Raw genomic sequence first — 21,054 nt, 5'->3', positions numbered from 1 at the left:
CCTTTACTGGCTGATCAGTTCGCGCCATGACACGCGCGTGAACTTGTTGCCGCCGCCCGACGTAGCGACGTTCTTGTTCTGATTGTTCTGGAAGTTGATCAGCATCTGACTGCCCACGAAGATCGGGTTGTTCGGCAGGGAGGAAAAGCCCATGCCTGCCGCCGGCGTGCTGCCCACGCGGTCGGACGAGTTCACCTTGCCGTCGCCGTTGATGTCGAAGAAGTCCGATTGCGGGCTCGTGCCGGTAAACGGATCGATCGCCATCACCCAACCCGTGCCGGAGGGATTGCACAGGTCGGTCGCCTTGGGAATGCGCGTGGTACCCAGCAACAGATTTCCCTGGAACTGATTGGGCGTGACCATGCGCTCGCCTTGCTTGGTATACGTCACCGTGCCATTGGTGTCAGGCGCAGAGGGTTGCAGCAAATCCATATACCAGCCGGACTTGCCACTCATCGATGTCGCCTGGGTGGTCGTGGTGACGGTGCGCGCGGGTGCACTGGTCGAGGAGCCCGAGGTTTCCGCCGTGATGTAACGCTGCACCAGCGACTTACGGTTTTGATTGGTCTGGCTGCCGATGTTCTTGTAACTACTGGTAGCCCCCTTGGTCACGATCACGCCGTACCAGCTTTGCGTGCTGGTGTTGCTCAAGTCGCCGGATGTCAGGTACTTGCCGGTGCCAAAGAACACCCAGACGTCACCCGTCTGCGAATTCTTGCCCACCAGCATGCCCGAGGTGATGGGCTGCACCGTGCCGCTACTGTCCGTTGCAGTGAAAAGCAAGGTGCCGTCGCTGCTCGGGCTGGGCGTAAAGCTGCTGCTGCCGTCATTGAGCGCAAACGACCACACATTGCCGTTCAAGTCACCGGCGTAAGCCATGTTGCTGATGCCTGAGGTGCCGTTGTCCATCCACACGGCAGGCGCCGCCAGGCCGGTGGTATCGGTCGTCTTGTGCACACTCAGCGAGCCATCGGACAGGTTGAACTGCAGCAGTGCCGACACACCCGCAGCGCTGTTGTAGCCGTTGCCCATCAGCACCGACCAAGAGGTGGTGGAGGTCTGCGCAATCACCGGCTTGCCGGTCATCTGGCCAATGTAGCCGCTGTTCTTGTCCGAGGTGTTTCCGTCACCCGCCGAGCGCTCCCACAGGAACTTCACGTTGGAAGGATCGGTGACATCGAGCGCATACACCGCCTTGGACAACCCTCTGCCGGTGGTGCCCACCAGCACCGTCTTCCAGGCGCTGCCCATGTAGACATCCGCGACGGTGAGCTCGCCATCGTTGAAATACTGATGCGGCACCGAGAGCGAAACGCCGTAGTCAGCGTTAGAAAGATCCTGGATGCCATTGGTGCTTCCACCCGCCATGACAGCACCGGGAAGGTAGGCGTACACCTCGGCACCCGTACTGGCGTTGAAGCCATGCAGCATGCCGTCGTTGGCCGCCACGTAGATCACGCCGGTGCGCGAGCTCTTGTCGCTGGCGAACTGCGCATAGCTGCTGGACCCGGTAAAGGTCTGGTTGAGGAACTGGCTGCTCAGGGGGGCACCAACGTACACCGGCTGCGAGTCGATAATGTCGCCCAGCGCCGTCGTACGGTTGCGGTACGTGCCGCCATTGGACAACTCATTGGAGCTGTCGCCACGCAGGTAGTTGATCATGTTCCCCTGCGCCGTCGCGTTGGCACCGAGCGCGGTCAATTGGCTACCACTCAAAGCGGGCAACGTCGTTCCCGACATCTTGAAGGCCAGGTAGGTGGCGCTGCTGGGGTTATAGGTATAGATATTGCGATTGGCCGCGGTCGGCAGCTTGCTCGCAGCGTTCCAGCTCGGCGTGGTGGCGATGGCACCCGAACTCGAATTGATCGACAGCGCCACCAGGTCGCCCGTCCATTTCACGGTGTAGTAACTCGCCTGGTAGGCCACGGTGCCGTTCTGCAACTGCGTGGAGTTGGCCGCAAGACTCGCGCCACTGCCCACGCGCTCGGAAGCGCGATTGAGTGCGTCTTTCAACCCCGCCGCGAACGCCTGGGGGCTCGTGGCCGAGTAGAAGCCACCGTGTCCGTTGATGCCCGCATGCGCCAAGTCGGCGATGTTGTTGATGGAGCCACCGTTGGAGTTGGACGGCTTGGGCCACGCGAAATTGCTGATCGCCTGAGTGGTATCGCCATTCGCCCACTTGGCGACCTGGTCCATCGGAATCACGTTGCCGTTGGCGTCCTTGGGCAGGAAGCCGAGACCCATCGTGAACGTCGTCATGTGCTGCCAGAAGGCGCGATCGGATGCATTGGTCGGCACTTCGTTGGACGCCGCCCGCAAATCGTTCACCCAATACTTCATCGCCACGTCGGCCAACGTATTGGTATAGGTCGTGCCCGGCGTGGTCGATGTGACAACGCACATCTTGCTGCTCGAATCGTACGAGCCACCCTTGCCGCACACGGCGGTGGGCGAGGTGGTCCTGCTGCCCTTCACGCACTGGCCGCCGCTCAAGGTATAGCCGGTGGGACAACTCCAGCTCGTGGGTGCATACGTGGTGGTGGTGGTGACCGGTATCTGGCTGGTGTCCGCGAAGGGCTGCACCGGCTGATACGTATAGGTCTGCGACGTGGGGCCTGAGATGGTGGGCCCTGTGGCGCCGTCCTGCTCATTGACGCCGCTGAGCAAGCTGTTGGACTCGTTCCAGAAGCCATCGGTCGTGAGAATGGCGTAGGACGCGCGGCACGCGAGTTCATCCGAACCGGTGCCGGTGCTGCTCGCCGTGGGATCGGTCTGCCAGGGCTGCTGCTCATTCTGGTAATACTGACCAATGGCATCCAACGCCACGCGCAACGGCGTGCCGCCGCTCGGCGTGATGTTCTGGGCCCAAGTCCAGAAGGCGGCCTTCTGGGTGGAGCTGGAGCCGTCACCGAACGCTCGGACTTCCGCCAGATCCTTGCTGTTGTAGCTGCTGTTGCTGTAGCCGGTGTTGTCGATATCGCTGGAGTTGTTGTTGTTGATCGAGCCAAAACCAACGCGATAGGTCTTGTCCAGCGACGAGAACGCCGTCATGAGGCCGCTCTTGGCCATCATGATGCGTGTGCGATAGTAGGAGAACCAGTTCGCTACGTTCTGCTGCACGGTGGTGCTGTCATCGCACACCGAAGTGCTCAGGTTCGCCTTTGCGCAATCGCCGGTCTTGCCGACATATTTGCGCGTATAGCCACCGCTGCCGTTGGCGACGGTATAGGTGAACAGCCAATACGTGTTGGTGACCTGAGTGGTCTTTTGACATTGCAGCGTGGCGGGCAGGTACGTATCCGTGCCGCACCCCGTGCTGGAGGGGGTGCTATAGGTGGTCTTGCCACCCGAGGTGACCTTGCACAAGCCGTTGTTGGCGGAGCCGTCCGTCACCAGTGTGCCGGAACTGCACCGGGCAGTCGCCGCATAGGTGGACGTTTGCGACGTGGTGATCGGGAACGAGGTATAGAACTTGAAGTAATGATAGGACGTGCTACCGCCGCTGACGCAGCTGCGCGACGAGATGTTGTTGTAGTCGCAAAAACTATCCGATGCGTATTGGGTGACATCCACCGTGGACGTATCGAGGAAGCCATCGTTGAAGGCAGCACCGATACCCGTCGGCGTGGCATAGGACGACGTGCCGTTGGCCTTGAGCGGCGGCGTATAAGTCACCGAGGGATCGTAGTAGGTACCGTTGTTGCCTGCGTAACGCAAAGCGTCCAGATCAACCAGGGTATTGCCGCTGCTGTCGGTGGTGGCGCCGGACAGGTACTGCGCGTCTGGCATGAAATCCCACGCCATGGAGCCCGAGTCGTCGAGCATCAGCATGATGTTGGGCGGCAGCGTGGGCTGGACAATCAGCGGTGAGGTATCGACGGTGACAGCCGTTCCCGCGGCGGCCACCGGCTCGCTGAGGATACCCAGGCCGCAAACCAGCAGGCTCGTGAACGCGAGGCGGCCGAGAAAAGTGGCCAGCGTCTCGCGCATTCGGGTGAGCGTATTCATGGCGGTGAAGCCCCCGGGTGAATTCAACGATTGTGTGTGGGTGAAATGGATGAAGCGATCAGCCCTGCTTCACCATGGCCTGCAACGTCACGATGGCGCGGGTACCCACATCCTTGGGGTTGCCGCTGCGCGCCGTAATTCGGTAGTAGTTGACCGTGGTGGACAGGCCTTGCGCGCCATAGTTGTGCGAGCCGGCGTTCTGACTCGATCCCGTGCTGGAGTTGGGGTCCTGCCACACGCCCATGTTCTCGATGACATACTCGGGCGTGCCCACCGTCGTGCTGCTGGTGGTGAAAAGACTGCTATCCACCTTGATGATCTTGTCGGTGGACAAGTTGGGATCGTTGAAGGGGTTGGCGGGACATACCACGCCACCGGCCTGGCAATTTCGCGCGATATCGTTGGGGTTGCTGGCAATGCGTTGCTGCGCCGTGCGCATGGCTGCCTCGGCATTCTGAAACGCCAGTTGCCGGTCATAGAGATTGGCCGACATCTTCTGCTGCATCAACGTGCCGTGCACGGCCGCAAAACCCACCAGCGTGATGACCAGGAGAAGAATGAGCGCTACCGCCAGCGCTACGCCACGCTGGTGTTGCGGGGCCGCGCGACGTTGGCGCTTGGTATGAGAGTGCGTCATGTCAGGCCACCCGGTTGCGAAGCGTGACGGTCGAGGTGAAGGTGCGCGACACCGGCTTGCTATCGGCGCCGGCACGGCGATCCACGCTGATCATGGTCAGCGTGATCTGCACGGCATCCACCGTGGGCCACGCGGTAACACTGTCGGCAGCGACGAAACTGGTGGCCCCGCTTTGGTGATAGGCCAGGGTGAGCCCAGTGACGTCCCGCACCATTTCGTTGCGCACCACGCTCGCCGCTCCACTGGTGCTGCTCACCGAAATCGACGCGCGGTACAGCGATGTTCCGCCGTCGCTGTTGCTGCTTACGTACCAATCGGCGGCCGTCAGACGGGCGATTTGTGCGTTGGGCGAAAACACGTAGCTGCTGGTGCTGCTGCACACCGTGGGGAAACTCAGGTCAAGCGTGCAGTTGCCGGGCGTACCGGTCGTGGCATGGGTCAGCGTGGTGCCACTCACGGCGGAGAGCTGCACGATGGCGGCGTGATCGAGGTCGCAGACCACCACGATGTCGCCCTTCTGCAAATTGGTGCTCGACTCGTTGATGGTGAAGGTACCAGCCGGCTCGGCGTTGGACTTGACCGTCACGCCGGTACCCTCCACGCCCAGCAGCATGATCGACTCGGTGCTGGCCGTGCGACTGGATGCCGCGCTATCGGTCTGGCTGGCGGTATACCCGAAGATCGGGTTGCTCCAGTTCGTGTACCAATTGCTGGTGTTGCTATTCAACACGTTGGCGATGCGGCCGCTGTTTTCACAGCCGGTAAGCCCCGCAACGCGCATGTCTCTGGCGATCATCTCGAAAGCCAGGCGCGCGCTGTCCTGCACGTCGCTCAACGCCTTGTTGGAGCGATACACCTGTTGGTTGGTGATGAAGACGCTGACCACGCCGCCGATCACCACCAGGCCGAGCAGCATGGCCACCATCAACTCGACCAGGGTGAAGCCCCCTGCCCGCGTCGAGCACGGCTGGCGCGACAGCGCCGTGGTGCGTTGGATATCTCGCCGGTTCATAGCATCGCCCGCGTCACGACGGTTTGTTGGGTGGACTTGTTGCCGCCAGGCCGAACGTCCACGAAAGAGATGGTGATGGTGCAATCGCCCGTGCCGGTGCAACTGATGGCACCCGTGGTGGTGGCGGCCACCCCCAACGTGTTGCCCAGCAACCCGCACCACTGGTTGACCTGTGCGGCAGCCAGCGTGGTGGCCGTATTGGAGCAGGCGTTGGCCTTTACCGCGGTACTGGTGTTGTAGTTGCCAGCCGTTGCGTTGTTAATATCCGCCCGCATGGCATCGAGGATCGAATAGCTGGCAATAGTGGCCATGCTCCGCGCCATGGCACTGTTGTTGGCGGCCAGCGAGGTCGCCTGCAGTGCAGCGATGCCAAGAAACGCGATCGACAGGATAAGCACGGCCACCAGCACTTCGATAAGGCTGATGCCGCGCTGCGCGCCGCGCACTGCAAGGCCACCCACGCCTCGGCGGCTGGAGCCACACACCGCGACGCGCGACATGACAACCAAGCTAGACGATTGGCGCTGAGTCATGAGCAGTTGGTATCCGTCTTGGTGATCACGGAAACGGTGGAGCCGGCAGCCAGCTGCACGATGCGATGGTTGTTGCTGCTGAGACTGGTGGTGCAGATGTCCACCACGGCACCGGAATACGGTGCGTTGCTGCCGATCGCTGCACCGAGGCCCTGCCCGTTGAAGCGCAACGGCTTGAGGTTCCCGGATATCTTCAGGGGGGTCGTCAGGCCGTCGATGCCATCGGCCACGATGTCGGCCGTGGCATTGCCCTGACTATCGACTGCCAGTGCCACCACGCCGCCGACGTTGGTGCCGCACTGCGTGCCCAGCGCATCGGTGGTGGTGTTGGCCGACGAAGAATCGCTGCACAGTTGAACCGTGCTATTGCGCTTGACCGCTTCCACCCGCGCCATGTTGATCGCATCGACCACCTGGTTGGCCGCGCTGGTGAGCCGGTTGGCGAGAATCATCGCCCGGAAGTTGGGGATGGCGACCGCAACGATGATGCCGGCGATCAGCAAGGCCACCGCCAGCTCCACCATGGAAAACCCCCATTGATGGCGACGCCCGGTACGGGGCCGTCCATCCTCTGGCACATCGCGCGATCCAGACATAATTCCCCCTAGCGTTACCGCAAGAACCTATCAACCCACGCGAGTGGCGAAAATACTCGCGCCGACGAGCGGTATATTCTTTCGGATAAAAGGAGAATTTTCCTACGAGTGTTAACGCAGGCTGTGACCGGCTTCGCCTTTGCGGAGGGCCTGTGTCATCGGCCATCGGCCCTCGGATCGGTGTGATCGCAGCGTGCCTGACCGTATAAACCTGAGCCCATATGAAAGATTTGGCGAAATGGCTTGCGTTAGCCTTGCTAATCGACTGACGGCCTTCGCCATAGCTTGCGGAGCGATTTCATGCGTAAGTGACTGGTACAGCAAGAAATAACGCGCCAAAGGGCATCGGATCTACGGACTACTGATGCCCATAGCTCGACGAATAGGTCATACATCGCTGCGTCTTGGGCGGCCAATGCATGGGCTCTAGGCCCTCATCGGCCTGCAGCTGTCGAGCTACCGAGGCCCCCGCGTCCTGTGCGGCGAGGCAGGCAAGTTCCCGGCTGTCGTAAACCCCTTGGGTACGGCCATCGATAAGCGCCACCCAATCCCTCCGATCACCGGACGGGGAGCGAAAAAGCGACCACACGCCGACCCAGGCATCGGGCCGATCCTGGGCCGCTTCCATGGACGCAAAGTCCAAGAGGTAAATGCCAACCAACACAGCCATGCATGAACTCCATTTCAGGATTTGCACGCGCACGAAACCGCCACGCCTGCTGGAGCGACGCGTCTATGTTCAAGTGGCAAAAGGGGAAAGTGGGGGCCACGAACCGTGTGAGCTTACCCCTATGTTACGAGATACCAAACATGACAAAGGTCATGGAATCTCGACTACAAAACCTGACGCTCACCATGTGTGAGGGCACACCACAGCCAACTGATCCACTGAAGCGACTTGACGAGCGGTGCTCGGGATAGCACAGACCGAAAATCGCCAAGGACAAGCGCCAGCCGTTTCAGTTTTTGTCTTCCTGCCCGTCAAGATCTGTAAGGCGCCGCACCCTGCTCTATGCACCAACGGAACGGCGCGACACGGCGTTGCCATGTTCTACACGCATGATCACGAATCGACTCTCAAGGTACCTCCCGCCATGGCCGAGCCCTGGATTACGCCCGATCACATCGCCGCCCTGGACGCTCTAAGGACAGATCACCCAGCGCACCTGAACATGTGGGTGGCATGTCCGCTTGAGCGCAGGGGCTATATCGAGCCAGCACCTCGCACGCGGACAGCGGCAGCGCTCTTCCAGCTTACGCCGGCCGGGCGTTCGTTTCTGGAGGAGGTACGCCTAGGTCAGCACCCAGGCCTTCGCACCCTCGAACGTGTCGCGTTGTTCGGGCACGGTGCTGCCGTCCTGGCCGAGGGGGCTGCGACTCTTACCGGCGGCCTGGGCCACCTTGAGTGCGAAATAGCCACGCCCGCGCGAGGACTACTCGATCGAACCTGGTAGTAGTAGTCCGTGTTGTGATTGCGATGATGGCGCCGAAGTTCTGAGAGCACGGCTTGCCAATCGGCCTGAACAGCCTTGTAGGTGTGGATCAACTCTTCGTTGAAGTCCGACAACACGGCCCTTGTCGGTTGCAATGCGAAGAACATTGCTCCACTCCCGACGAAGGGCTCGAAGTAAGTGTTGATCTTTTCAGCAGGCAGCTGTTGCGCCAAAGGCATCAACCAGCGCTTGCCACCGGCCCATTTCAGGAAAGGCAAGACAGGACGGTCTCCGTCCCCGAGAGCTTTGGCGCCGGCCGTAGCCCGGAAGGAGAGTGAGCGGTCAGCTACGTGGATACCCACCGATGACTCAATCAGTTTCGAGTACCAGTCTTTCTCTTGTGCCACGTGTTTCCCCTAAGGTGACGTCACGTGAGCGGTGTGCACCACGCGTCCTGACTCGTCCAGTTCCACTGCCCATGCCTCCCCCGCCAGGCTCAGCTTGTTGGGATACCACAGGCGCTGTGCACACGGCTGCTGGCACTCCGACACCCCGTATTTCGCCAATCGGTTACTCGCCGTCTCCCGATCTGCAGGCTCACCCATGGCGGCGATCACTTGCTGCTCAGTGTTGCCTTCCCTCACCTGGGCGAAGCTGTGTTCGCGTTGGTGCGATAGCATGCTGCAGGAGCCGACGTAGAGCATGGGGACCAACACGATGATCCCCACCACAATCTTGACGAGAGTGCTCATCAGTGGGGCTCGAAACCAGGCAGCAGGTTGAGCAGCCCTTGTGGAATGGGCCCACCCTGCGGAATGAAAAACTGTTGCGCACCTGGCAAGCCACCCACATCACGTGACAAGCCACCCGGAAACGGGATGTCTTGGGTCGGCACGCCGGCCGCGTTCAAGGCCTGGTTGGTGCGCGTGGCGCAGTTATCGAAGTAACCCACGCTGTTGCGTCCGGGATGGAAGGCGTAATAGGCCAGGGCCGCCTGGTCCTGAGCCGGCGACGTGGGAATGAAGGTCACCACCTGGTTGCGCAGCGCCATCTGGCTCTGGATATACGATTGCACGCCGCTGCCCAGGTTGGTGTCGTTGCCGTAGGAGAAGACGCCCGCACCCGTCACCGCATTGGCCACGTGGCCGAACACGTTGCTGCTACCGGTCACCTGCCCCCCGGCAATCACCAATTGATTGGTGCCGGTTGGATCAATGGAATTGAGCGGGTTGCCGCCGACGTAGGACGCGTGCGCAGGGTGGCACATCAGGAGGAGTGCCAAAGCGCCTCCGGTGATCAACGATTTCATCTGCATAACCTCAACCTCCCTTTTCGGTTTTCTTGGCGCTCTGGATGGCCTGCATGTATTCCGCATCTTGTGCCGCACTGCGTCGGTGCCACCCCAACCCTTGCAGATCATTGGCAATCTTGAAGTATCTGTCCATCAATGCTTGGTAGTCCGCCTGTTGGGCCGGGCTCAATAGGCGGGGATCCGGGTATTTGCTGCGGTAACGGATCGTCACCTGCCGATCGTAGGCCAATGCCTTCAACATGAGGGCCGCGACATCCTTGGGGTCGTAGCTCAGCATCAGATCCACCATCGCCATGATCTGTTCCGGCGAATGGTGCTTGGCGTAGTCGTCCAGGAACGGCGCCGCCATTTCGACCACGGCTTCGCGCATGGTCAAGGGCCGGAGATACAACCCGTTCTCCACGGCCGTGGTCGTGATCTGGAATCGCTGCATGTATTCCTGATCGGTGAGAGTGCTGCCGCTGGTCGCTTCGATGTTCTTCCATTGCCCGTCGTCCAGCTTCACCTTGACTAGCAGGTGATTGGGTGCAGTGGCCAACGTCACATGCAAACCGATGCGTTGCGCCAGGATCGCGAAGAAGATTGGCATCGACACACAGTTTCCTCGACGAGTGGCGAGGTAATTTGAAAGCATCGTGGTGTGCACGTCTTTGCCGAAGGGATCATCGAAGTTGTAGTCAAACTTCTTCTGATCATTCCAGGAGCCAGGCACATAGATCGTGGAATACACCGCCATGACTTTGGCCCACGTCGAGGCTCCGGCGGGAATGCGGGCACGCACGCGATCGGCCCACTGATCCACGGCTCTGAGCGTGGCGGCCTGATCTTCGGTCGGATCCACCAAGTGATCGATGGCGACCTTGGCTTTGGCAAGGTCGATGCGATCATCCTGCTGCCAAAGCAACGTGCGAAACACAGTCACGGCGGCATCAGGTTCGGGGGTGATCGTTCCTGGCGGCGTGTTCGCGAGAGGCACGGCGGCCGAAGCGGGGAATGTGCTCCCCACCACCATGGCGACGCCCAAAGCCTTGATCCAGTGACGCATCCTGCCTCCCCAGTTCCATTCCCGATCTTACTTTGGGGTTTTCGGCGGCGGCAATGCTGTACCGCTGGATTCCACCATGGCGTCACTCCTGGCGCACGATTTTTGCCTCCCCCCGGGGACGCCGTGGACGGCAATGAATTGCACATCAGGACGTGGCAAGAAGGACGCAAGGTGTGGCACGCCACAAATTTGCCACACCGGGAACGCGAAATCGTGCCATCCAAAGCAAAACAGCGCATCACACTGCAAGGTGTAATGCGCTGTTTTAATTGGCAAAACTGGTGCCGGAAACAGGAGTCGAACCTGCGACCTACGCATTACGAATGCGCCGCTCTACCAACTGAGCTATTCCGGCGAGGAATCGCCAATTCTACGGGGCCTGCCAAGGACGCGCAAGACGTCCGCGATCACAGGCTGGCCGATGTGCCACCCGCCATGCGCAGCTCCTTGGGCAGCGCGAAGGTGATCGTTTCCGGTTCGCCATCCAGCTCTCGCACGTCACCCGCGCCCCACGACTGCAGGCGGGCGATGACGTCGCGCACGAGTTTCTCGGGCGCGGAGGCGCCAGCGGTCAAGCCAATGCGCGTCACGCCATCCAACCAGCTGCGCTCAATGTGCTCGGCGCCGTCGATAAGGAACGAACGAACGCCCTGCTTCTCCGCCAGCTCGCGCAGGCGATTGGAGTTGGAGCTGTTGACCGAACCGACCACCAGCACAATGTCCACGGCGTCGGCGAGACGGCGCACCGCGTCCTGGCGATTCTGCGTGGCGTAGCAGATATCGTCCTTGCGCGGGCCCTCGATATCCGGAAATTTCTCACGCAGCGCCTGGATGATGGCCTTGGTGTCATCCACCGAAAGCGTGGTCTGGGTGACGTAGGACAGTTCGTGCGGGAACTTGGGCGCCAGCTCGGCCACACCCTCGACCGACTCTACCAACAGGATCTCGCCCTTGCTGGCGGGGTTCCACTGGCCCATGGTGCCCTCGACTTCGGGGTGACCGGCGTGACCGATCAGTACCACACTGCGCCCCACCCGACCCAAGCGCGCAACTTCCATGTGCACCTTGGTCACCAGCGGACAGGTCGCATCGAACACTTTAAGGCCGCGCTGCTCGGCCTCGTCGCGCACCGCCTTGGAAACGCCATGCGCGCTGAAGATGACCGTGGCGCCATCAGGCACTTCGTGCAGCTCTTCGACGAACACGGCGCCATCATTGCGCAGCTTGTCGACCACATAACGGTTATGCACCACTTCGTGGCGCACGAAGATGGGCGCGCCATACGATTCGAGCGCGCGCTCGACGATGGCGATGGCGCGGTCCACGCCGGCGCAGAAGCCACGGGGATTGGCGAGCAGGATGTCCACGATCACTCCAGACCCATCCGGGTCGATATCAGGCCCGCATTATCGCACGGGCCGCCAGCTCAAGCTTTGGGCTTGCCCGCCACCATGCCGAACACGATCAGCATGACCGCGCCCACGGTGATACCGCAGTCGGCCACGTTGAATACGGGGTAGCTCCACTCCCGGTAGTAAACCTGGATGAAGTCGGTGACCTGGGCCGCATGCAGGCGATCGATCAGGTTGCCCAGCGCGCCGCCCACGATCAGGCCCAACGGCAGGGCCGTGCGCCAGTCGCGTCGGGGCGTGCGAGCCAGCCATGCCACCAGCACGCCGCTGATCACCACCGCCAGCCCCACGAAGAACCAGCGCTGCCAGCCCGCGCTATTCGCGAGAAAGCTGAAGGCTGCGCCCGTATTGAAGGCCAGGGTCCAATTCAGGAAGCCCGGAATGACCTGATGCGGCATACCAGCCGGCTGCAGCGCGGACAGCGCCCACCATTTGCTGAGCTGGTCGAGCAGGATGACCACAGCAGAAAGCAGCAGCCAGGAAAGCGCGTTGGGTTTGGGTTTCATGGGTAATCTGCGTGTCGTATCAGAGCCGCTCGTCATCGAGATGCGGACCATTCGGTACCCGACGCCCATCCTCCTGATCGTCATCCCAGCGAACGCTGGGATCCAGTGACTTTCGTCAGCGAAAGCGCTTCAAAGGCGCTGGATCCCTGCTTTCGCAGGGATGACAACCATGGTGCGAGCCCGAGAAGTGAAGTCGTTCTCCCTCGCCCACCGTGGCGGCGCGAAAGAACACCTCACTTAGAACCAGCGGCGATCCTCGCCCGGTCCATCGACGTTGCTGATGCAGCGGTCGCACAGCTCCGGATGGTTCGCATGCGTGCCGACATCGTCGCGACGGTGCCAGCAACGCACGCACTTGGCGGCGTCGCTCACCGTGGCCGACACCCACACGTCCGCGCCTTCCAGCTCGGTCAGCACGGCGTCCGCCGGCTGGCCACCGGCCAAGTCCAGGCGCACGTCGGAGGTGATGAAGAAGAAGCGCAATTCCGACGCGGCCGACTGGTAGCGCGCCACGACCGCCGGGTCGGCATGAACCGCCAGCTTGGCCTCCAGCGATGCGCCGATCTGCTCGCCCTTGCGCATGCCTTCGAGCACGCGCGAAGCGGTGTCGCGGATGGCCAGCAGGTCGGACCAGTAGCGACGCTGCTCTGGCGAACCCTGGGTGGCGGTGAGGCCCTCGTACCAAGTTTCGAACAGCACGCTTTCGCTGCGCTCGCCCGGCAGGTGCTGCCAGATTTCCTCGGCGGTGAAGCTGAGCACGGGCGCCAGCCAGCGCACCAGCGCCTCGGCGATGCGGTACATCGCACTCTGCGCGCTGCGGCGACCGTGGCTCTCGGTCGGCATCGTGTAGAGACGATCCTTGGTGATATCCAGGTAGAGCGCGCCCAGCTCGTTGGTGCAGAAGTTCTGCACGCGCTGCACGATCTCCGGGAAATCGTAGCGATCGTACGCAGCCGCGACGGCCTGCTGCACGTCATAGGCTTGCTGTACGGCCCACTGATCCAGCAACAGGCTCTCTTCCACCGGCACCAGGTGCTTGGTGGGGTCGAAGCCATCGAGGTTGCCGAGCAGGAAGCGCGCGGTGTTGCGAATGCGGCGGTACGTATCGGAAACGCGCTTGAGGATCTCGTCCGACAGCGACATCTCGTTGCGGTAATCGGTGGAGCAGATCCACAGGCGCAGGATGTCCGCGCCCAGCGTCTTCATGATGTCCTGCGGCTCGATGCCGTTGCCCAAGGACTTGGACATCTTGCGGCCCTGCGCATCCACGGTGAAGCCGTGGGTGAGGACGTCGTTGTACGGCGCACGTTCGAACATCGCCGCCGAGGTGAGCAGCGACGACTGGAACCAGCCGCGATGCTGGTCGGAGCCCTCCAGGTACATCACTTTGTAGCTGCTTGCGTTGCCCTGCTGCAGCTCGGGGCGCTGGCCGACCACGGCGAAATGGCTCACGCCGGAGTCGAACCACACGTCGAGCACGTCCAGGACCTTTTCGTAATCCTTGGCCTGATCGCCCAGCAGTTCGGCTGCGTCGAGCGCGTACCACGCATCGATACCGCCCTGCTCCACACGCTTGGCTACCTGCTCCAGCAGCGCGACGCTGTCCGGATGCGGCTCCTGCGTGCCCTTGTGGATGAACAGCGCAATCGGCACGCCCCAGGTGCGCTGGCGCGAGATGCACCAGTCCGGGCGATCGCCGACCATGCCCGCGATGCGCTCCTCGCCCCATGCCGGCACCCAGCGCACCTGCTTGATCGCGTCGAGCGCGTTCTTGCGCAGGCCTTCCTTCTCCATGCTGATGAACCATTGCGGCGTGGTGCGGAAGATCACCGGCGTCTTATGGCGCCAGCAATGCGGGTAGCTGTGCTCGATCTTCGCGAACGCCAGCAGCACGCCGCGGCGACGCAGCAGCTCCACGATTTCGTCGTTGGCCTTCCACAGGTGCTTGCCTGCGATGACGGTGCCATCCAGCGCCACCGGCGTATCCGCGCGATAGGTGCCGCGGGCCTCGGTGTAGTTGAGCGTCTCGATGCCGTACTTGCGCGAAACGACGAAGTCTTCCACGCCGTGGTCGGGCGAGGTGTGCACGGCACCGGTGCCGTCTTCGGCAGACACGTGGTCGCCGATCAGCACGGGCACTTCGCGTGCATAGAACGGATGCTTGAGCAGCACGCCTTCCAACGCCTGGCCGGCGACGTGGCCGAGCACGACCGGCTCGCCCGCAAGGCCGTAGCGATGCGCGACCTTTTCGGCCAGCGCCGCCGCTACCACCAGCAGAACGCGATGACCTTCGCGCGCAGGACCTTCGATCAGGGCGTATTCGAGTTCGCCGCCCAGCGACACCGCCAGGCTCTCCGGCAAGGTCCACGGCGTGGTGGTCCAGATCGGGATGGCGACGATGGCGTCGCCTGCATCCACACCGAACTTCTGCGCCAGCGCCTTGGCGTCCACGGCGTCATAGGCCACATCGACGGCTGGCGAGGTCTTGTCGGCGTATTCGATCTCGGCCTCGGCCAGCGCCGAGCCGCAGTCGAAACACCAGTACACCGGCTTGGCGCCGCGCACCACATGGCCATTGGCCACGATCTTGGCGAGCGCGCGCACCATGTCGGCTTCGTACTTGAAATCCAAGGTGCGATAGGGGTTTTCCCAATCGCCCAGCACGCCCAGCCGCTTGAAGTCGGTGCGCTGCAGATCGATCTGTTGCTGCGCATATTCGCGGCACTTCTGACGGAACGCGGCGGCGTCGAGCTTGTCGCCCGCCTTGCCGAACTTCTTTTCCACCGCCACTTCGATGGGCAGGCCATGGCAATCCCAGCCAGGCACGTAGGGTGCGCGGTAACCGGCCAGCAGGCGCGACTTGACCACGACGTCCTTGAGCACCTTATTCACCGCATGACCCAGGTGAATGGCGCCATTGGCGTACGGCGGACCATCGTGCAACACAAACACCTTGTCGCGGTCGGCGGCGCGCTGCTGGATCTGCGCATAGCGGCCCACCTGCTCCCAATCGGCCAGCCACTTGGGTTCGCGCTTGGGCAGGTCGCCGCGCATCGGAAACTCCGTCTGCGGCAGGTTGATGGTGTTCTTGTAGTCCTGGGTCATTGCCTGGGGATGCTCTGATCGGGTTCTGGCGCGGCCCTGCCGGCGCCGTGGATGGCCTGCGGCGCCGCCACGGTACGGGCGGAAACGCCAACGTTACCGGATTTGGGGCGCTTACGCCTCGCTCAACCGTGGATTCATGCCCAACAATTCACGGGCCTGGCGGGCGTCTTTGGCCATCTGGACGGTCAAGGCGTCCAGGTTGTCGAACTTGAGCTCGTCGCGCAGCTTGGCCACGAACTCCACCGCCATGCGCTGGCCGTACAGATCGCCCTCGAAATCGAACAGATGGACTTCCAGCAAGGGCTCGTCCACCTGGTTCACCGTGGGGCGTACGCCCAGGCTGGCCACGCCCGGCCAGCTGCACTCGCCCTCGCCCAAGCCCACTCGCACCGCAAAAATGCCGTGCACCGGGCTGGCACGATCGCGCAAATGGATATTGGCGGTGGGATAACCCAGTTGGCGCCCCAGTTGCTGGCCGTACTCCACCTTGCCCTCCATCACGAAGGGGCGCCCCAGCAAAGGCGCGGCGCCGGAGAATTCGCCGGCCGCCAAGAGCATGCGCACCCGCGTGGCCGACACCCTGGCACCGTCCAGCAGTACGGGGGGCATGGTGCGGGCCGTGAAGCCATGCGTCTTGCCCAGCGTTTCGAGCAGCGCCACGTCGCCGGCGCGCTTGTGGCCGAAGCGGAAATCCCCGCCCACCCACACTTCACGGGCGGCCAGCCGATCCACCAGCACGCGCTGCACGAAATCTTCCGGCGACATGGCCGTCAGGGCCCGATTGAAGCGCAGCAACTGTACCTGCTCGATGCCGGCCGCGGCGAACCCCAGCAGCTTCTCGCGCACACTGGACAGCCGTGCCACCGGCTCGGGCGAGAAGAACGCCCGCGGCAGCGGCTCAAAGCTCACCACGATGGGCGTGCAACCCAGGGCGGTCGCCCGCTCGCGCACCTCGGCCAGCAAGGCCTGGTGACCGCGATGCAAACCATCGAATGCGCCCACGGCGACTACGCTGCCGCCGGGTGCCAGACAAGCGCCGGCAACGTCTCTGGAAAGTCTCATCATCACGCGAGTATAGCGGCAGGCGAAGCACAACCCGCGGCTTTCGGCCCGCCAGGGCGTCATTGCCGCCCGTCACTCAGACGCCGCGCAGCTCCCGCATGCGGAAGCCGGCAGCGAACAGCGTCACCGCGTAGGCACCACCGCCACCGACCACCAGTACAGCCAGACGCCATACGCGGGTCCACTTGTCGGCCTGCGTCCAGTCCGGCCATACCCACGTGCCCACCAGCAACACCGCCACCATCACGGCACAGGCCAGCATCAGGCGCAGCATGTGGCGGGCCCAGCCCGGCTGGCGCTGATAGACGCCGGCCTTGCGCAGCCAGTACCACAGCAGCCCGAGATTGAGATAACTGGCCAGCGCGCTGGCCATGCCCAGGGCCATGTGCAGCCCCGGAACCACGGCGATGCCGTCCAGCCAGGGTAGCTGTCGCTGCTCGGGCGTAGCCCACAGCAGGTACAGCGTGGCCACGAACACCACGTTGAGCGCCATATTGGCGACCAGCGAAGCCACGCCCGCCCGCACCGGGGTTCGCGTGTCCTGGCGCGCATAGAACGCCGGCAGCGCGACCTTGACCAGGGCGAATGCCGGCAGGCCGAAGCTGAGCGCCGTGATCGAAAGCGTCGCCATGTGCGTATCGAACGGGGTGAACTGGCCGTGCTGGAACAAGGTGGCTACCAGCGGGCGTGCCAGCAGCATCAGGGCGAACATGGCCGGCACGGCGATCAGCAGCGTGGTGCGCAGGCCCCAGTCCAACGCTTTGGAAAACCCCTCGCGATCCGTGGTCACATGGTGGCGCGACAGCGACGGCAGGATCACCGTACCCAGCGCCACACCAAAAAGGCCCAGCGGCAGCTCCAGAAAACGATCGGCCTGCGACAGCCAGCTCTGCGAGCCGGTCATGAGGTAAGCGGCGATCACCGTATCCAGCAACAGGTTGACCTGGGCAATGGAGGAGCCGAACAGCGTCGGCACCATCAGCTTCAGGATGCGGCGCACGTCCGGGTGGCTCCAGCCCCAGCGTGGCAAGGTCAACAAGTCCAGCCCCTTCAACGAGGGCAACTGGAACAGCAACTGCAGGATGCCCGCCAGCAGGATCGCCCAGCCCATCGCCATGATCGGCGGATGCAGGTGGCGCGACAGCCACAGCGCGCCACCGATCATGCACAGGTTGAGGATCACCGGCGTCAGCGCTGGCAGCGCAAACCGATGAAAGCTGTTCAGCGCACCACCGCAAAGCGCGGTAAGCGACACGAACAGCAGGAAAGGGAACGTCAGGCGCAGCAGCTCCGTGGTGAGCGCGAACTTCTCCGGCGTATCGGCCGCGCCCTGGGAGAACAACGCCGCCACCTGCGGGGCGAAGATCACCCCCAGCGCGGTGATGACCAGCAACACCCCACCCAGGGTGCCCGACACGCGCGACATGAGCTGCTTGAGGTCCTCATGGCTGCGCTTCTCCTTCACCTCGGTGAACACCGGCACGAAGGCCGTGGAGAACGAACCCTCGGCAAACAGTCGGCGCATGAAGTTGGGAATGCGGAACGCCACCCAGAACGCGTCGGTGGCCGCATTGGCCCCAAACATCGCATTGATCGACATGTCCCGGACCAGACCGAGCACGCGCGAAATCATGGTCATGCTGCTGAACGACAGCAGCCCACGGAACATGCTGGGAGACTTCATGCCTCTGACGTAACCTTCTGCCTGTGATGAGCGCCAGGCCGTGTCGCCATCGACCCCCTGCCCGGAAAGGCGCATAGTGTGACAGCGCTTGTGGGCGAGATCACGGCCCCTTCATGGCATAATTGAGTCGTGCATCCGCCTTGAGGGTGCCGCCACGGTGGCGTCCTACGGGCGCTGGCGCCTTGACAAACGGCTAAGCTGTTGACGCAAAGGCGCATTGACCGCATAATTGCCGTCTTTTTCCAACCCAGTCATTCATTTCGGAGTTCTACCTTGGCCAACATCAAGTCCGCGAAGAAGCGCGCGCGCCAGTCCGAGCAGCGCCGCCTGCGCAACGTCAGCGCCCGCTCCATGGTGCGCACCGCCCTCAAGAAGGTCGTCAAGGCCATTGAGGCCAAGGACAAGGCTGCCGCTGTTGAGGCCTTTGCTGCCGCACAGCCGGTCATGGATCGCTACGCCGCCCGCGGCCTGATCCACAAGAACAAGGCTGCTCGTCATAAGAGCCGCCTCAACGCGAAGATCCGCGAGCTGGCGTAAGCCGGCTCCGCGTCTTGCATCTCGGGTTGGCGAAAAAGCCGGCGCAAGCCGGCTTTTTTGTGTCCTGAGCAAGAGCAGGCCGGCGCAAGCCGGCTTTCTTGCGCCTTGAGCGCGGACAGCCCTGACGTCAGCAACCAACCTCAAGCAGGCGGAATAAAAAAGCGGCCCAAAGGCCGCTTTTTTTATTCCTGAACTGGCGTAACGCCGACTCAGTCAGCGTGACCCTCGCCCCTCAGGCGAACGTCGCCCGGCAGCATATCCACCCGTTCTTCGTGGGCCATCTGCTGCTCGGAGAGGAATTGCCACACCTTCTGGCACACCGGCATGGTGTTCTCGCGCGCAATCGCCGAGACCAGGAACCAGGGGCCCTTCCAGCCCAGCCGTTTGACGATGTCTTCGGACACCGCCTGGCGCTCGTCCTCCGGCAGCACGTCCGCCTTGTTCATGACCAGCCAGCGCGGGCGCTCCAGCAGTTCGGGATCGAACTTCTCGAGCTCCTGCTCGATGGCATGCACCTGCTCCACGGGGTCCGAGCCATCGATCGGCGCGATATCCACCACATGCAGCAGCAGGCGGGTGCGCGACACATGACGCAGGAACTGGATGCCCAGGCCAGCGCCATCCGCGGCACCCTCGATCAAGCCGGGAATATCGGCGATCACGAAGCTCTGGTCGGTACCCAGACTCACCACACCCAGGTTCGGATGCAGCGTCGTGAACGGGTAATCGGCCACGCGCGGGGTGGCTGCCGATACGGCACGGATAAAAGTGGATTTGCCGGCATTGGGGAAGCCCAGCAGGCCCACGTCGGCCAGCAGCTTCAGCTCCAGCTTGAGCTCACGCACGTCGCCAGGCGTACCCGGCGTGGACTTGCGCGGAGCGCGGTTCACCGAGCTCTTGAAATGGATGTTGCCCAGGCCGCCCTTGCCGCCCTGCGCCACCAGCAGACGCTGGCCATGCTGGGTAAGGTCGCCGATGATTTCATCGGTGTCGACGTTGGTTACCACGGTGCCCACCGGCACGCGGATCGCCGTGTCGTCGCCGCCCTTGCCGTACATCTGGCTGCCCATGCCATTCTGGCCGCGCTCGGCCTTGAACATGCGCTGGTGACGAAAATCAATCAGCGTATTGAGACCTTCGTCGGCCACCAGCCACACGGAGCCACCGCTGCCGCCATCGCCACCGTCGGGACCGCCAAAGGGAATGAATTTTTCGCGACGGAAGCTGATGCATCCGTTGCCGCCGTCACCGGCTTGGACCTTGATGATGGCTTCGTCGACGAATTTCATGGTTGTGTTCCGGGGAGAGTGAAACGGGGAACCAGGACGCGCAGCCTCGCTGCATCATAAGGGAATCTCGCAGCAGCGCCGCGCGCTGCCGATTCCACCATCCCGCCTCCCAACAAAAACAAAGGCCCCGCGAGAGCGGGGCCTTCGTTGCAACCTCGAAAAGGCTTAGACCTTGACGATGCTGACGAACTTACGGCCTTCAGCGCCGCGCTTCTTGAACTCGACGGTGCCGTCGACCAGCGCGAACAGCGTGTGGTCGCGACCCACGCCCACGCCGGTACCGGCATGGAACTTGGTGCCGCGCTGACGCACGATGATGTTGCCAGCCTCAATGGCCTGGCCACCGTACACCTTCACGCCGAGGTACTTGGGGTTGGAGTCGCGACCGTTACGGGACGAACCTACGCCTTTTTTATGTGCCATGACTATCTACTCCGGCTGATCAGGCGTTGATGCCCGTGATCTCGACTTCGGTGAAATGCTGACGGTGGCCCTGCTGCTTCTTGTGGTGCTTGCGGCGGCGGAACTTGATGATGCGCACCTTATCGGCACGGCCGTGCTTACGCACGGTGGCACTGACGGTGGCACCGGCCACGGTGGGGGCGCCCACGGTGATCGACTCGCCTGCACCGACCAGCAGAACCTGGTCAAACTTGATGGTGGCGCCTTCTTCGGCGTTCAGCAGCTCCACGCGCAGGACATCGCCCTGCTGAACGCGGTACTGCTTGCCACCGGTCTTGATGACTGCATAACTCATGGGAATATCCCTTCTGTCGTTATTCTCTTGGGTATCGCCTGCCCCTTAAAGGGACCGGCGAACTCGGGAGTATACCCACGGAACTGCCCACTGGTCAAATGATGACCAGTCCATCACTTGGCCTCC

General features: G+C 62.6%; 18 protein-coding genes and 1 tRNA gene. 1 reads left to right on the top strand and 18 read right to left on the bottom strand.

What is annotated here, in order from left to right; translation table 11 throughout:
- Window positions 1–3: 3 nt before the first annotated feature.
- From AC3G2C_RS02405 to murJ, 15 genes are all read right to left on the bottom strand, one after another.
- Window positions 4–4,008, bottom strand: a complete 4,005-nt coding sequence (locus AC3G2C_RS02405) for a pilus assembly protein (RefSeq protein WP_488383002.1) — start codon at window positions 4,006–4,008, stop codon at window positions 4–6.
- A 58-nt stretch (window positions 4,009–4,066) separates the two neighbouring features.
- Complete coding sequence (locus AC3G2C_RS02400; protein WP_488383001.1) at window positions 4,067–4,645, bottom strand: pilus assembly PilX family protein; 579 nt, start codon at window positions 4,643–4,645, stop codon at window positions 4,067–4,069.
- 1 nt (window position 4,646) lies between these two features.
- Window positions 4,647–5,657 carry a prepilin-type N-terminal cleavage/methylation domain-containing protein gene (locus AC3G2C_RS02395; RefSeq protein WP_488383000.1) on the bottom strand — a complete coding sequence of 337 codons (1,011 nt, stop codon included), beginning with the start codon at window positions 5,655–5,657 and terminating at the stop codon, window positions 4,647–4,649.
- Window positions 5,654–6,157: a type IV pilus modification protein PilV gene (gene pilV, locus AC3G2C_RS02390; protein WP_488382999.1), complete on the bottom strand. Its 504-nt coding sequence runs from the start codon at window positions 6,155–6,157 to the stop codon at window positions 5,654–5,656. Before pilV ends, AC3G2C_RS02395 begins: the two co-directional genes overlap by 4 nt.
- Before the next feature lie 29 nt (window positions 6,158–6,186).
- Window positions 6,187–6,786: a GspH/FimT family pseudopilin gene (locus AC3G2C_RS02385; protein WP_488382998.1), complete on the bottom strand. Its 600-nt coding sequence runs from the start codon at window positions 6,784–6,786 to the stop codon at window positions 6,187–6,189.
- A 1,297-nt stretch (window positions 6,787–8,083) separates the two neighbouring features.
- Window positions 8,084–8,581 (bottom strand): DNA adenine methylase, encoded by a 498-nt coding sequence (locus AC3G2C_RS02380; protein ID WP_488383215.1) that lies wholly within the window; start codon window positions 8,579–8,581, stop codon window positions 8,084–8,086.
- Window positions 8,582–8,635: 54 nt separating this feature from the next.
- A complete protein-coding gene (locus tag AC3G2C_RS02375; protein ID WP_488382997.1) occupies window positions 8,636–8,971 on the bottom strand; it encodes a hypothetical protein in 336 nt (111 codons plus the stop codon).
- Complete coding sequence (locus tag AC3G2C_RS02370; protein ID WP_488382996.1) at window positions 8,971–9,501, bottom strand: hypothetical protein; 531 nt, start codon at window positions 9,499–9,501, stop codon at window positions 8,971–8,973. The genes AC3G2C_RS02375 and AC3G2C_RS02370 overlap by 1 nt, the downstream gene beginning before the upstream one ends.
- A gap of 37 nt (window positions 9,502–9,538) precedes the next feature.
- On the bottom strand, window positions 9,539–10,576 hold the full coding sequence (locus AC3G2C_RS02365) for a transglutaminase family protein (RefSeq protein ID WP_488382995.1): 1,038 nt from the start codon (window positions 10,574–10,576) through the stop codon (window positions 9,539–9,541).
- 279 nt (window positions 10,577–10,855) lie between these two features.
- Window positions 10,856–10,931 (bottom strand) — tRNA-Thr (locus AC3G2C_RS02360).
- A 52-nt stretch (window positions 10,932–10,983) separates the two neighbouring features.
- A complete protein-coding gene (gene ispH, locus AC3G2C_RS02355; protein WP_488382994.1) occupies window positions 10,984–11,943 on the bottom strand; it encodes a 4-hydroxy-3-methylbut-2-enyl diphosphate reductase in 960 nt (319 codons plus the stop codon).
- Between the two features lie 59 nt (window positions 11,944–12,002).
- Window positions 12,003–12,494 (bottom strand): signal peptidase II, encoded by a 492-nt coding sequence (lspA, locus tag AC3G2C_RS02350; protein WP_488382993.1) that lies wholly within the window; start codon window positions 12,492–12,494, stop codon window positions 12,003–12,005.
- 237 nt (window positions 12,495–12,731) lie between these two features.
- The gene (ileS, locus tag AC3G2C_RS02345; protein WP_488382992.1) at window positions 12,732–15,599 is read right to left on the bottom strand and encodes an isoleucine--tRNA ligase; all 2,868 of its coding nucleotides are present in this window, start codon (window positions 15,597–15,599) and stop codon (window positions 12,732–12,734) included.
- A 111-nt stretch (window positions 15,600–15,710) separates the two neighbouring features.
- A complete protein-coding gene (locus tag AC3G2C_RS02340) occupies window positions 15,711–16,664 on the bottom strand; it encodes a bifunctional riboflavin kinase/FAD synthetase (protein ID WP_488382991.1) in 954 nt (317 codons plus the stop codon).
- A gap of 73 nt (window positions 16,665–16,737) precedes the next feature.
- Complete coding sequence (gene murJ, locus AC3G2C_RS02335) at window positions 16,738–18,345, bottom strand: murein biosynthesis integral membrane protein MurJ (protein ID WP_488382990.1); 1,608 nt, start codon at window positions 18,343–18,345, stop codon at window positions 16,738–16,740.
- Between the two features lie 273 nt (window positions 18,346–18,618).
- Between murJ and rpsT the strand changes: the two genes are divergently transcribed.
- Window positions 18,619–18,882: a 30S ribosomal protein S20 gene (gene rpsT / locus AC3G2C_RS02330; protein WP_017460878.1), complete on the top strand. Its 264-nt coding sequence runs from the start codon at window positions 18,619–18,621 to the stop codon at window positions 18,880–18,882.
- Window positions 18,883–19,091: 209 nt separating this feature from the next.
- On the opposite strand, the gene cgtA is transcribed toward rpsT, so the two are convergent.
- From cgtA to rplU, 3 genes are all read right to left on the bottom strand, one after another.
- Window positions 19,092–20,171, bottom strand: coding sequence for an Obg family GTPase CgtA (cgtA, locus tag AC3G2C_RS02325; protein ID WP_488382989.1), 1,080 nt, complete (start codon window positions 20,169–20,171; stop codon window positions 19,092–19,094).
- A 165-nt stretch (window positions 20,172–20,336) separates the two neighbouring features.
- Window positions 20,337–20,594, bottom strand: coding sequence for a 50S ribosomal protein L27 (rpmA, locus tag AC3G2C_RS02320; protein WP_199100683.1), 258 nt, complete (start codon window positions 20,592–20,594; stop codon window positions 20,337–20,339).
- Window positions 20,595–20,613: 19 nt separating this feature from the next.
- Window positions 20,614–20,928, bottom strand: a complete 315-nt coding sequence (gene rplU / locus AC3G2C_RS02315; protein ID WP_488382988.1) for a 50S ribosomal protein L21 — start codon at window positions 20,926–20,928, stop codon at window positions 20,614–20,616.
- Between the last annotated feature and the right edge of the window lie 126 nt (window positions 20,929–21,054).

It is taken from the genome of Frateuria sp. sgz306004 (assembly GCF_057750885.1).
This window is presented reverse-complemented; position numbering and strand designations above follow the sequence as displayed.